Origin of the sequence: Pseudoalteromonas sp. Bsw20308, assembly GCF_000310105.2 — a bacterium.
In the GTDB taxonomy this organism is placed as follows: Bacteria; Pseudomonadota; Gammaproteobacteria; order Enterobacterales; family Alteromonadaceae; genus Pseudoalteromonas; species Pseudoalteromonas fuliginea.
Window position 1 is genome coordinate 2,009,986 of record NZ_CP013138.1, and the last position, 12,821, is coordinate 2,022,806.

A 12,821-nucleotide genomic window follows, 5' to 3' on the forward strand; every position below is an offset into this window, starting at 1 on the left:
TTTTTTCAATTAAAGTGGCTGTCTAGTTTAGTCCGGTCTAGTTTAGTCCGCTGTCTAGTTTAGTCCAGTTCTGGGCTTCGCCCAACAACGTTCGCATTTTACCCTTGGCAAAGCGTTAACTTTCTTATTTATTGTATTGGAGTCCAAGTTGGAAAATAAAGAAAAAGAATTTATTAATTTTGGTGATTACAAAGAGTTTTTTGATGGGGAGTTAACCCTCAATCTTGAGCTTAGTTATGAATCAGGAACCGCAATTATCATTGCAAGTCATGATGGATTTGATTCCTTAGATGTAGTGCTAAAAAAAGGTCACAGAAGCGTAGTTATTTTTGATTATTCTTATGAATTGAAATTATTAAAAATTGAAGATAGCTTGAGGAGATCTCAAATCCAAGTATATAGAACTCCCATATCACATTTTGCATATGTTGATATGCTTGATTCTACTGTTTCAGGAGTTGATGATGGAGAAGGAAAATTTGAACAAGTTGAAATAGTTGAACTAAAGCAAAAGTTAGATTATGTAGAAAAACAGCTGACAGAATTAGCCGGTCTTCATAAAGAAGAGTTGGATTACATTAAGGCGGCGTTTCAACTATTGAATAAAAAACTAGATGGGGGCACTAAAACAGCTTGGAAACAAACTGCTTATAGTGTTGCTGCTAGCATCGCATGTACTATCACCCCGCAATATGCCGAACAAATATTTACATTGTCTCATTCGGCTTTTACTCATATTGCAAATGGTGTTAGTTTATTATCAAACAAAAGCTAACAAAAGTAATTGCTGTCAAATCTTTACTTTATACATCAAAGCATAAACTGGTTTAAAGGTTTTGATTCAAGCTATTATCCCCTCTAAAAGCGCAGCGCCTCATACCCACTTTGTGAATTAGTCTTAAAAAATAAGATGGCTGTCACATTAAACGTAAAACATCGGCGAATTAGCACTCTAATACACGCCGATGTTTATAACTTATTTAAGTAACTACCTTACTAATAAGGTATTAGCCTTAGTCTTGTTTACGGTAAAGGCTTATTAAACAGATTGCCAAAAGTAACGTTGCAATCATGCCCGAAGCGCCAGCAACACCTGATGGGAGAAATCCATCACGGCCAAAGGTTATTAAAATACCATTGGCTAACATTGCAACTCCGCCAGCTAAGGCTGTAAGGCCTCCAATCGCTTTGCCACCTTTAGCAATAAAAGACAGTCCAAAAACAAGTGCTGCTAATCCCAATAATACTTTGGCTGCGTAGTAAATCATGAAAGACAAAGAAACCACGCCACCAATTAAAGGTTGTGCGCCTTCTACGGTACCCGCAACTTTTCCAAATGTAGAAAACAAAGTTAGGCCAATGCTTACCTGAACTATGTTAAGTACTGCGCTAAACGCGATAGCTGACCATCCCAGCTGAGAATTTTTTGCTTGCACCATGGCAGAACCCGCAAAGGCAACAAGTAAAGTAAAAACGAGTGCTTCTAGCCCCCAAGCGAACTGTCTTGAAAAGCTAATTTGAGCACTGTAAAGGGCAGAAAAAATAGCCTGTGATATCGCTAACACCAACAATAAAGATGCTGTAATTAGGATGGTGCGTTTATTCGTAAATTCCATTTGGACCTCTTATAATTTTATATTTAATGCTTTTAAAAGCTGTAATAGCTCTCATACTTGGGTAAAAGACAGGTAAAACGAGTTAATTATTTCACGTAAACCTATAAAAGTATTAATTAATAAAAAATAGCCTAAAGCTATGACTTTTTGAATCTAAATTTAATTGGCAAAATCGTTTTAATTCAAGCAATGTGTGGTCTAAAAGCGCAGTGCCTCATACCCTCTTAGTAAATCAACATTTAATTACCAAGAGGGCACACATTTTGAGTATATGGTTAAACGGCTTATTACTTATGGCGTTAAGATAAAAGCCTAAAATGAGACCAGTCACTTAACGCAGTAATAGTTTGTTCTGTGGGAGGGGCAACATAGATTAAACCTGCAATGGCAATAACTGAAGCTAGCGTAATTAGTTTATTATCAAAGTCAGCTATTTTTAAAGCGGTTCCAAAAGAGCGTTTAATGGTGACATTACTTAAATCCACACTGTAAATTTCATCCAGTAATAAATGAATTAACCCGCCAAGTAAAATAAACCCACCCGTTAACCAGGCAAAGACAGCTGCTTGTGTGGTTGATTGATCATTCAGTTTCCATGTTACTTGAGTTGTTAATAGCGCGCATAACAGTATAAATAGTAAAGAGTGGCAACTACCTCTGTGTACTGTGATCCATTCAAAAATAGGTCTAATAATGTATTTCATAAATCCGTAAACCAATAAGGGCACTACGATTAACTCAACAAAGCTAATTTCAATAATGAGCTTGGTGGTTATGTAATGCAGTACCAGTAATACAGCGCTGAGTGCAAATAAGTTAAAAATAGTATCGAGTGACGTGGAGTTATCTGAATCTATGTCGGGTAATAAGCCGCCAATTGAGCCTAAAAACCATAACCAGAGTGCGCCCTTTAAATCAATATGGCCTGCAGATAATAAGGTGGCAGAGCATAAGCCTGTGATGATTACGGCAGTATTAAGATGAGTATTGAAATTTGCCATTGTATCTCTTGATAATAAAATAGGTGGGCATTCTAACAATTGAAAAGTTTATTGTTCACTATTCTTTATAGATTGGTCTTTAAATATGTTTTATCACTTTGATTAGTTGCTGCTTTTTACAATTTTTATTCTTTATCGTGCTTAGTTGTTCCACTAAATGGTAATTTTGGATAGAACAACTTTTCGTTAATTAAACCCAGCACGATGTATCTATTGTTAATTATTAATATGTTATAGTGTTGCAACTGTTGTTTGATATGGTATAACATTCACGGTATTCTAATTTCCCCTTAATAGAGTTTGAATGTGACAACATCAACAGCAATTAATCAAACATCACCAATAGAACCTCAGCGTGTGGAACAAACACGTAATGAAGCATCAAATACGACCCAAGCCACTAAAAACGAAGCAGTTATTGAAGTAGACTCGTTAAGTTTTAGCATTAAAAACAACATCATTTTAAAAAACTTAAGTTTCAGCGTGGCGGCAGGTGAGGTTTATGCGCTACTAGGAGGAAATGGTGCGGGTAAATCTAGCACCTTAAAAACGTTATTGGGTTTTAATAAGCCTACTAAAGGCTCTGTAAAAGTCGTGGGTAAAGAGGTGAGTAAAGCGCTTGATTTTGTACGAGGTAAAACCGCGTATTTGCCAGAGTCGGCTACGTTATATCCCCATTTAACTGCTCGTGAAAATGTTGAATATTTTTTATCACTCGCTGATATTACAAAATCGTTTGAGCAAATTAACGTGGCTTTTAATCGTGTTGCATTGCAACAAGATGCATGGGATCGCAACATGCAAACTTATTCAAAAGGCATGAGGCAAAAAACAGCGATTGCACTTGCGATACTGCGTGAAGCACCGATATTTTTACTTGATGAGCCTACATCGGGCCTTGATCCTGTTGCTATTGATGAGTTTAACCAGCTAGTACGTGAGCTTGCATTAACGGGTGCCACTATTTTAATGGTTACACACGATGTATATGGCGCATGCCAAGTAGCAAACCGAATTGGTTTACTAAGAGCAGGTGAGCTGGTGGGCGAATTCGATGCACCCGAAAACGGCCGCATTGATACCGAACAAGTTCACGCAGCCTTTGCGCAAAGAGGCGCGTAATGAGCATAAATAACTTTTCAAAAGTGGTTATAGTTGCCAAAGATGAATGGCGCTATTGGCTACGCTCAAAACTAGCAATGACTGTGCTGGCTATTGGTTTATTGCTAACGCTTTCGTCGGTAGTGGTTACCGCAATTACCATGCTAGAACTTAGCCATGCTCGCCATGAATTACAAACAACAAGCGATAAAAGCTTTGTTGATCAACCCGACCGACATCCTCACCGAATGGTGCATTACGGGCATTATGCGTTTAGAACGCCTGCGCCGCTTAGTACGCTCGACCCCGGTATTGACGCTTACACAGGCAACTCTATATTTTTAGAAGGGCACAGACAAAATAGCGCAATGTTTGCAGATAGTCGCCAAGGGACTGCATTAACTAAATTAGGCAGTTTAACGCCTGCCTTTATAGTGCAAACATTAGCGCCGTTATTACTGATTTTAATTGGTTACAGCGGTATTAGCCGAGAGCGCGAATCGCAAACGCTTTCGTATTTGTTATCGCAAGGTACATCGGGTGTAACGCTAATTGCAGGTAAAGGATTAGCGCTACTTTCTGTTGTGGGTTTAATTTTGACTCCGCTTACGGTATCGGCTTTATTCACACTTGGTACAGGTGAAAGCTTACTGGCAGTTGTAAGTTTTGTTGTTGGCTACGCTTTATATTTAACTGTGTGGGTATTACTTATTTTACTGGCCTCTAGTGTGTTTAGTAAAAACAGTGGCAGTTTTACCGCACTTGCCTTTGTATGGATTTTACTGTGTATTGTTATGCCACGCGTAGCGAGTACGACAGCAGCTACAGTTGTGCCATCTGCCGGTAAAATAGAAACAGATTTTGCTGTAAAAGCCGAGCTTAGAAAGCTAGGCGATGGCCATAACACTAACGACCCTGCCTTTGAGCAATTTAAACAATCACTTCTTAAAAAGTACAATGTAAATAGCATTGACGAGCTGCCGGTAAACTTTAGAGGGTTAGTGGCAAGCGAATCAGAGGCTAAGCAAACTGAAGTACTTAATCAATTTGCCCAGCAACGTATGCAAGCTGAGCTTAAGCAAACGCAGGTATCGCGTTATTTTGGTTGGGTTTCGCCAATGGTAGCGATTCGCTCGCTCTCTATGATTGTGGTTGGTACAAGTATAGAAACGCATCATCGCTTTTTACGCGAAACCGAGCAGCTACGTTTTGATTTTGTGCAAGGGCTTAACAAAGTTCATATTGAAGAACTTGATTACCAAGACGACATGAACCGCAATGCTGATGCCGCAGCCACTAAAAAAGCACGTGTTAGCGCTGATAATTGGAAAATACTGCAAAACTTTACCTTTCATAGCGATAGTGCGTTGGTGCGAGCCCAGCGAAGTACATCTGCATTTTTACAGCTATTACTGTGGATTGCAGTGTTGGCCGGCGGTATTAAGTTTGTAGGGAAACGTTTGTTATGAGCTATTTATTTTTACACCTCAAGCGAGAATTTGGCTTTTTACTTCGTCAAAAATATTTAGTGGTGCTTTTACTTTGTACATTTGCTGTGTCTGCCTTTGCCGTTATCAGTGGGTTGAGTGAAGTAAGTCAGCAACGCGAAACTATTGAACGTTTAAAATCAGCTGATCTAACCGAACGATTAAATGTGCAAACGCAGCAAACTGATGCAGGTATGTTGGCTTATTATACTTTTCATTTAACGTATTCAGCGCCTTCAAATTTAGCGTTTGCTGCTTTGGGTGAACGCGATATTTACCCATGGAAACACCGCGTAAACTTACTCGCTCTGGAGGGACAAATTTACGAAAGCGATGCGCAAAACCCTGAGCTTGCCCAAGCAGGTAAAATTGATTTTGCGTTTGTGTTAAGTGCTTTGGCACCGCTGATAGTGATTTTGCTGTTCCATGATTTATTTGCCAACGAACGTACCAGTGGTCGTTACGATTTATTAGTCACAACGTCGAGCTCTTACTTTGCTTTATGGGGCGCACGCATATTGGTGAGGTTTATTTTATTACTCGTGTGTTTAATGTTGCCATTCTATGGTGGCGCTTATGTAGCTGGTAGTTCAATTTATGATGTTTTATTGATAACAACTATGTGTGTTGCCTATCTAGTTTTTTGGGCTGCACTTTGTATTTGGATGGGCAAGCAAGCAAGTAGTGCGCCGCGTGTTGCCTCCGCTTTAATAGGTATATGGGTGCTAGTTGCTTTTATTATTCCTATTTTAGGTGATTTAGCGATTAACAAAATAGTGCATTCACCTAAAGGTGGCGAAATTGTACTTACCCAGCGAGAGGCGGTTAACGATGCATGGGACTTACCAAAACAAATTACAATGGATGCTTTTGTAGCGTCAAATCCACAGTGGAAAGATCATGTTGATATGCAAAGCGAGTTTGAGTGGAAATGGTATTACGCCTTTCAACAAGTAGGGGATGAAAAAGCGGCTGAACTTTCGCATGCGTACCGCGATGCAGCACGCAAAAAGTATCAGTTAGCTGGAATGGTATCGTGGTTTTCGCCTGCATTATTGTTACAACGCAGCTTAACGCGAAAAGCCAAAACAGATGCAATAGCGGCATTTAGATACGAGCATCAAATACGAGGGTTTCATAAATGCCTAAGGGAATTTTACTACCCTTGGTTATTTATTAAAGGTGAGCCCACTAAAGCTGCGCTTAACAACATGCCTAGTTTTAGTAAAACAATACTGAATGAAAAGGATGAGCCTGAGGTCATAGGCGTTCAGTTAAAATAAAATTTATGAGTCAACTAATTAACAAGGTTTATAATGAATACTAATAAAAAAGGGCTGAAACTTACTTATTTAAGCACATGTTTAGTGAGTTTATTTAGCAGTCAGGTAATAGCAGCTGATAAAAGTGAGCAAGTTGATAGTGTAAATATGAGTGTTATTGAAAGGCTTGCTGTTACTGGAACACGCCAAGCTTATCAAGGAAATTTTAGCCCTTTAGAAACGCCGCAGTCAGAATTAAAAATAGATTTAGAAGCACTTGAAAACGCGGGTGCGATAAATTTAAATCAAGCGCTTGATTTATCGGCGTCGGTAGCGCGTCAAAATAACTTTGGCGGACTTTGGAATAGCTTTGCGCTACGTGGCTTTGTCGGCGATGAAAACTTACCAAGTAACTACCTTGTTAATGGGTTTAATGCCGGGCGTGGCTTTGGTGGCTCACGTGATTTGTCGGGTATTGAATCGGTTGAGGTGTTAAAAGGTCCACGTGCTGCTTTATTTGGCCGTGGTGAACCTGGCGGTACGGTAAACTTAGTAACTAAACGCCCAACGTTTGATACGAGCGGCGAGCTAAAGCTAAGCGTAGGAAGCTTTGATACCTACCGCGCTGATGTAGATTACACAACCCCCCTTAATGACGACGTAGCAATTAGGCTGGTTGGTTTTTATGAAGATGCCAAAAGTTTTCGAGATACGATAGAAACAACAAAAAAGGGCTTTAGCCCTTCAATTACATGGAACATTAATGACAACAGCCAATTAATATATGAGCTTGAATACAGCGACCAAGAAGTTCCTTTTGATAGAGGCGTATTAGCAATAGATGGCGAGCTTGGGCTTATTCCTGAAAGTCGCTTTTTAGGTGAGCCAGGTGATGGTCCAATAGAGGCTGACGTACTGGGTCATCAATTGGAGTTTATTCATGACTTTAATGATAATTGGAGCGTATTACTGGGCGCTAACTACCGTGATACGTCGCTTGAAGGGTTTGCTACCGAAACCGGTTTTGCGGGTGTAGTTGATGCAGAGGTAAATCGCTTTAGACGTTTCCGTGATTACGATGCAAAATATCAGGTGTTTAGAGCAGAAGTGACGGGTAATTTAGAGGTTGCAGGATTAGAACACCGCTTAATAGTAGGTGTTGATTCTGATAAGTTCGAAAATGATCAATTTGTTCTTCGTGTTCGTGGCGATCAGTATATAAATGTTTTTAATCCTGTATATGGGGCGTATGAGTTACCTACGCCGACGGCCAATACCGATAAGTTAGAAGTTCAAGAGTCGTTAGGTGTATTTATACAAGACCAAATAAGCCTAACCGATAAGCTTGATATTCGCGTTGGTGTACGTTTTGATGATTACGAACAAACACTCAATAATCGTTTAGCTGATACGCAATCAAAACAAAATGAGTCACGTGTTAGCCCCCAGTTGGGTGTTGTGTATGAGGCGAGCGAGTTTGTATCTGTTTATGCTGCTTATGGCGAAAACTTTAGGCCTTTATCGGGCACTGATACAAATGGCGATGGGTTTGAACCAAATCAATCTACTTCAACAGAGTTGGGGGTTAAATTTACTTTAAACGATGGCGCTTTATTTGGCACCATTGCGATGTTTAAAGTGGAACAAGACAACATGCTGGTGGTTGACGATCCTACTGCCTTTACTTTTGCCGCAATCGGCGAAGCAAAAAGCAAAGGCATAGAAATTGATATAAACGGTGAGCTAACGGATGATGTAAGCCTATGGCTATCGTATGCGTATGTTGATGCAACTATTGAAAACTCATTTTTTGATGCTAACTTTGGCTATACCGTTGAAGCGGGTAGTTCTTTATTAAATATTCCTAAGCATCAACTTAGTTTACAGCTTGTTAAATCAGCCGAGTTATATGGCAAAGCAATTAAGTTTGGCGCAGGTTTAGTTTATGTAGACTCTCGAAACGGCTTTTTTGGTACCGATTTTGAGCTACCAAGCTATTCAACAGCACGTACATTTATAAATGTTGATGTAACCAAAGCAATTGGCTTGCGTGCAGAGGTAGATAACCTGTTTGATGAAACCTATTACACTAACTCATTTGCTGATGCGTGGGTTCAACCGGGCACCCCCAGAAGTGTAAGGCTATCTGCAACGTATAAATTTTAAACGTAAACTAAAACGATATTAACAAAAAGGCTGCTTAAATTAAGTAGCCTTTTACTTAGTTAAAAACTCGATTAAAACGGTGCATACCCATCGTTAGTTTTTTTAGGGTTAATCCAGCGCTGTTTAGCATCAATAGGAATCCGTGGTGCCCCTTGTGCTGGTAATCGACCGCGCTTTCCATACAGCCACAATACAAAGTTAGTTCGCTCACCACTGGTAATAGGTTTAGCTGCGTGTGCAATATTGCCACGATGTAACATGGCAGTACCTGGCTTAAACGTAAGTGATTTAATGTCACCTGTGTACGGGTGATAAAAGTCAACTTCTGACCCTGTAAACTCTTCACTTGGTAAATTTAAGTTAATGTTAAGCGTTACAGCTGATGCGTCGGTATGTGGGCGAATTGACGCATCTGTACTTGGGTCGTAATAAATAGAAAAGCCAAATGTTTGTGTATCGTAGCCAATTATTTCAGGAAACAATAAGCGCGAAATAGGGCGCATATAAGTGTTTAGTATTTCGTTATAAAATGCCTGAAAGCTTGGCGCGGCTAAATAACCTTCTGATCGGCTATCAAGCATGGCACCACGGCGATTTAACACTATGCCGTATGGCGGGCGCATAGGAATTTGCGAATTCCATACTTGTTCTAAATATCCGCGTAATACTGCTAGGCGCTCAGGATCAAAAAATTGAAATTGAAACACATCAGGCGCAACTTCGTGTAATAACGCTTTTACGGCCAGCTCTTTTGATGGATCGTCCCATGCTTGTTTTACTGCTTCACGTAGGTTTTTATCAAGTAGTGTGTCGTCAAGCGTAAACGTTGAGCTATCTATTGATGTTGTTTCCCATTCGATCCACGCGTTTGTAATTAGGTCGGTGTTGCTATTCCAAAAGTGTTGTACTGATTGTTCACGGTAAAGCATGGCTTGTCGTGTTGGTAATTCTAGAGCACGCGCTAGCTGTAATTGGTTGGCAAACATTTTGTGTCACTCCAGTTGTTTAATTTTGTTTATATCAATCTAGGAGTGCAATTTATTGCATTTGATTTAGTAGATAAACAGCCTGCTTTGGGAAACAGAATATACTATTTATTGATAATGAAGGTTTGTATACTTATTTGAAACAGAGAAAGCTAGTTTTGTAGATAAGTAAAAGGCTGCACAATATGCAGCCTTTTGTTGGTGTAATTTAAGTTGCTTAATAAATACTAGTGAGTTGCTCTGTCGCCCCAAATTTCTTCTAGGCGGCTGTCGCGACCACAACGCCAACGATAAGTGTTGTATCTGATTGGGTTGTTTTTGTAATAATCTTGATGAAAGCTTTCCCTACCTTTAATAGGGTAAAAGGTACTTGCGTTTAGTATAGGTGTAACCACAGTTTGATTAGGAAACTCGGCTACAACAGCTGCTTTTGTTTTTTCAGCTAATTTACGTTGTTCGTCGTTTTGTACAAATATAGCGCTTAAGTAACTAGGGCCTTTATCGCAAAATTGGCCTCTTGCATCAAAAGGATCAATATTTACCCAGTAATGATCAAGTATACCTTGATAGCTTACTATGGCCGGATCGTAAGTAATTTCTACGGCCTCGTAATGGCCTTTATGATTACCATTGTATGTCGGGTTTTTAAGTTTACCGCCAGTAAACCCCGAAATTACATCGGTTACACCTTCTAGCTTTTCAAAATCACTTTCCATACACCAAAAACAACCTCCAGCTAGAACGGCTTTTTCGGTTTTAGCTGCATGAGTAAATGTACTAAACAAAATAACGGCAGATGTTAATGCTAATGCGAGTGATTTTTTCATAAAATTATCCATCTGTACTGTGAGTTTATAAATACTTATAAAGTTAGACCCGCTAAGTGCTAATACAATTTCATTGTAGAGGGCTGGCCAACTTATCTATGGTGAAAAATATTGTGCTTTGACAAGTTTTATAGGGATAAGGCTAGCAACAAGATCACTATTTAAGTTAGTAGCATGGTTTAATTGGGTTAGCCAAGTATGCGTTATTTAATGGGGTGTTGAATTATGTTTACGTGTTCATTAAAGTGACAACATTCGTGATATAAATTAGCAGGTGATAAATGAACCAGTTAACAGAAACTTCAATAAGCTGCCCTTATTGTGGAGAAAGTATTGAAGTTTTACTTGATGCTGCAGATATTGATGAGCAATACATAGAAGACTGCCAAGTATGCTGTAAGCCTATTTCGTTTGTGGTATTTGAAAATGATGACGAGCTAAACGTTAATGTTTATAGCGAAGACGATACGTTTTAACTCGTTAATTAGATAGTAGGCTGCAAATTGCAGCCTTTTTACTGTGTATATGTTTGTTTAGCTATTTTGCTCACGCGCTAACTGGTTAGGAAGAAGTTCTTCTACTATTTCGCGTGCTGGCAGTGTATAGCGTGTGCCGTCAAACATTACTGAGGTAAACTCGTTAATATTAGTAATGCCTGTTAAGGTCCAGCCTTCGCCGCGCTTTGGGCAATATACTGTGGTAGTGGGTTGTATTACTTTAAAATCGTCACTCATTACGTTATCCACTCTTTTTGCTTTAAAGATAATGCTTGTTAATGGGGTATGGTAAGTTAATAATGCGTGCCCATAAAGAGCTAATTTAACTAACCACTTAAATAAAATGTTTAATACCACAAAGCTTGAACGCGTTACGCTGCGTTTAATTACCCACAAACACGCTGCGTGTTTATTTAATATTTTAAACCACCCGGATGTGTCAGAATTTAACGACTACGAAACACCGCTTAGCAAAACACAAATCAAACAATTAATACAAGATGATATTAGTGCCTACTACGAAGGCGAAGTGATTAGAGTCGCAATTGAACATAATACATCAGGGAAGTTAATGGGTACTTGTGGGCTTTATAATTTAACGCCGTGTAAAAGTAGTGCCTTTATAGGGTTTGAGCTGCACCCCGACTTTTGGGATAAAGGCATAATGTTTGAAGTAGTGAGCGGTTTTATTGAAACCCTAGTTAAGGATATTGCGCTTAAACATTTGTCGGCTGAGGTGAGTGCACATAATGCACGTTCCCATAATTTACTTATTAAGTTAGGTTTTAGCTTAAGAGAAAATTCTATTTGGCATAAATCACTTTAACTCAAGACGGCAATTATAAGTGCTTATCTTTTTTCAATCCTGAAAGGTCAACGCCTCCAAGTATAAATAAAATACAAAAAATAACGGCTTTCTATTATAGTTAAGCGTAAGCAAATGAATTTGTTACCCGTGTTTTATTAAACATTTACGCTTAACAAGGATTTTATATGCTAGGGCGTGTTGATCTTTGTGGATTGAAATTTGTTCAATCTAGGGACGATTAAATCGCGGCGCGAGGTTTGTAACCTAGTGGGCTAAGTAAAAACCGAGCAACAAAGAGTTGATCGTCCCTAGATTGAACCCAAAGGGCAGCGCATGTTTGGTATTTATACGGCGTTATCGCCTATTCATGGGGAATAACCACACTACATAGGCTCTGCCTTGCCTAAAAACCAAACATACTGCTGCAAATTCACCCACGAAAGGTCAACACGCCCTAGATAAACTCTCTCAAGATGCGCTTGTAATTTGGGCGACCATTGACCCAATAGGCACTATGGCGCTGTTTGCTGCGCTTACTTCTCATTTAACTGATCAACAACGCCGTAAAACTGCATTTAAAACGGTGCTTTATGCCGGGGGCGTATTATTGGGTTCTATTTTAATAGGGCAACTAATACTTAATGCGATGGGAATTAGGTTGGTGTCGTTTCAGTTAGGAGGCGGAATTATATTGTTTTTGTTTGGCCTGCAAATGATTTTTGGAAACGATTCTAACAAAGCCAAACAAGATCCCGATCACGATATAGCCGTGTTTCCGCTTGCTATACCTGCAACGGCGACTCCTGGCGCTATTTTGGCGGTAATACTACTTACCGATAACCACATACACCCAATTACTACTCAAATAGGCACAGCGCTTGTTACACTTGGTGTGTTGGGTATTACATTAATACTGTTGCTGCTTTCGGGTAAAATTATTAAGCTAATTGGTACTGGCGGCGCGTCTATTTTAACGCGAGTGATGGGCATGATTTTAGCCGCGTTTTCGGTTGAGCTTATTATGACCGCGCTTGAAATAAAACAATGGGTTAAGCTCGATTAAATAACTC

At 39.4% G+C, this 12,821-nt stretch carries 13 protein-coding genes; 8 read left to right on the top strand and 5 right to left on the bottom strand.

The annotated features are described in order from the left end of the window. Window positions 1–148: 148 nt before the first annotated feature. Window positions 149–775 carry a hypothetical protein gene (locus D172_RS08625; protein WP_007377185.1) on the top strand — a complete coding sequence of 209 codons (627 nt, stop codon included), beginning with the start codon at window positions 149–151 and terminating at the stop codon, window positions 773–775. A 238-nt stretch (window positions 776–1,013) separates the two neighbouring features. On the opposite strand, the gene D172_RS08630 is transcribed toward D172_RS08625, so the two are convergent. Together D172_RS08630 and D172_RS08635 are read right to left on the bottom strand one after the other, a co-directional pair. Next, window positions 1,014–1,616, bottom strand: a complete 603-nt coding sequence (locus tag D172_RS08630) for a hypothetical protein (protein ID WP_007377184.1) — start codon at window positions 1,614–1,616, stop codon at window positions 1,014–1,016. Between the two features lie 299 nt (window positions 1,617–1,915). Next, on the bottom strand, window positions 1,916–2,617 hold the full coding sequence (locus D172_RS08635; protein ID WP_007377183.1) for a metal-dependent hydrolase: 702 nt from the start codon (window positions 2,615–2,617) through the stop codon (window positions 1,916–1,918). Window positions 2,618–2,923: 306 nt separating this feature from the next. Between D172_RS08635 and D172_RS08640 the strand changes: the two genes are divergently transcribed. From D172_RS08640 to D172_RS08655, 4 genes are read left to right on the top strand one after another with little or no spacing between them, the layout of a single operon-like run. Beyond that, window positions 2,924–3,739, top strand: coding sequence for an ABC transporter ATP-binding protein (locus D172_RS08640; protein ID WP_007377182.1), 816 nt, complete (start codon window positions 2,924–2,926; stop codon window positions 3,737–3,739). Beyond that, window positions 3,739–5,187, top strand: a complete 1,449-nt coding sequence (locus D172_RS08645; protein WP_007377181.1) for an ABC transporter permease — start codon at window positions 3,739–3,741, stop codon at window positions 5,185–5,187. The genes D172_RS08640 and D172_RS08645 overlap by 1 nt, the downstream gene beginning before the upstream one ends. Next, entirely contained in the window at window positions 5,184–6,488 is a 1,305-nt protein-coding gene (locus tag D172_RS08650) for a DUF3526 domain-containing protein (RefSeq protein ID WP_007377180.1), read from the top strand. Before D172_RS08645 ends, D172_RS08650 begins: the two co-directional genes overlap by 4 nt. Window positions 6,489–6,521: 33 nt before the next feature. Then, a complete protein-coding gene (locus D172_RS08655; protein ID WP_007377179.1) occupies window positions 6,522–8,633 on the top strand; it encodes a TonB-dependent siderophore receptor in 2,112 nt (703 codons plus the stop codon). Between the two features lie 71 nt (window positions 8,634–8,704). Here D172_RS08655 and D172_RS08660 read toward each other — a convergent pair whose 3' ends face one another. Together D172_RS08660 and msrA are read right to left on the bottom strand one after the other, a co-directional pair. Further along, window positions 8,705–9,619 (bottom strand): 2OG-Fe(II) oxygenase family protein, encoded by a 915-nt coding sequence (locus tag D172_RS08660; RefSeq protein WP_007377178.1) that lies wholly within the window; start codon window positions 9,617–9,619, stop codon window positions 8,705–8,707. Between the two features lie 227 nt (window positions 9,620–9,846). Then, the gene (msrA, locus tag D172_RS08665) at window positions 9,847–10,446 is read right to left on the bottom strand and encodes a peptide-methionine (S)-S-oxide reductase MsrA (protein ID WP_007377177.1); all 600 of its coding nucleotides are present in this window, start codon (window positions 10,444–10,446) and stop codon (window positions 9,847–9,849) included. Window positions 10,447–10,727: 281 nt separating this feature from the next. Between msrA and D172_RS08670 the strand changes: the two genes are divergently transcribed. Further along, entirely contained in the window at window positions 10,728–10,922 is a 195-nt protein-coding gene (locus D172_RS08670; RefSeq protein ID WP_007377176.1) for a CPXCG motif-containing cysteine-rich protein, read from the top strand. Window positions 10,923–10,979: 57 nt separating this feature from the next. Here D172_RS08670 and D172_RS08675 read toward each other — a convergent pair whose 3' ends face one another. Further along, window positions 10,980–11,180, bottom strand: coding sequence for a hypothetical protein (locus tag D172_RS08675; RefSeq protein WP_002962626.1), 201 nt, complete (start codon window positions 11,178–11,180; stop codon window positions 10,980–10,982). 106 nt (window positions 11,181–11,286) lie between these two features. Between D172_RS08675 and D172_RS08680 the strand changes: the two genes are divergently transcribed. Next, a complete protein-coding gene (locus tag D172_RS08680) occupies window positions 11,287–11,769 on the top strand; it encodes a GNAT family N-acetyltransferase (protein WP_007377174.1) in 483 nt (160 codons plus the stop codon). A 376-nt stretch (window positions 11,770–12,145) separates the two neighbouring features. Then, window positions 12,146–12,814, top strand: coding sequence for a MarC family protein (locus D172_RS08685; RefSeq protein ID WP_050554132.1), 669 nt, complete (start codon window positions 12,146–12,148; stop codon window positions 12,812–12,814). The last annotated feature ends 7 nt before the right edge of the window (window positions 12,815–12,821 follow it).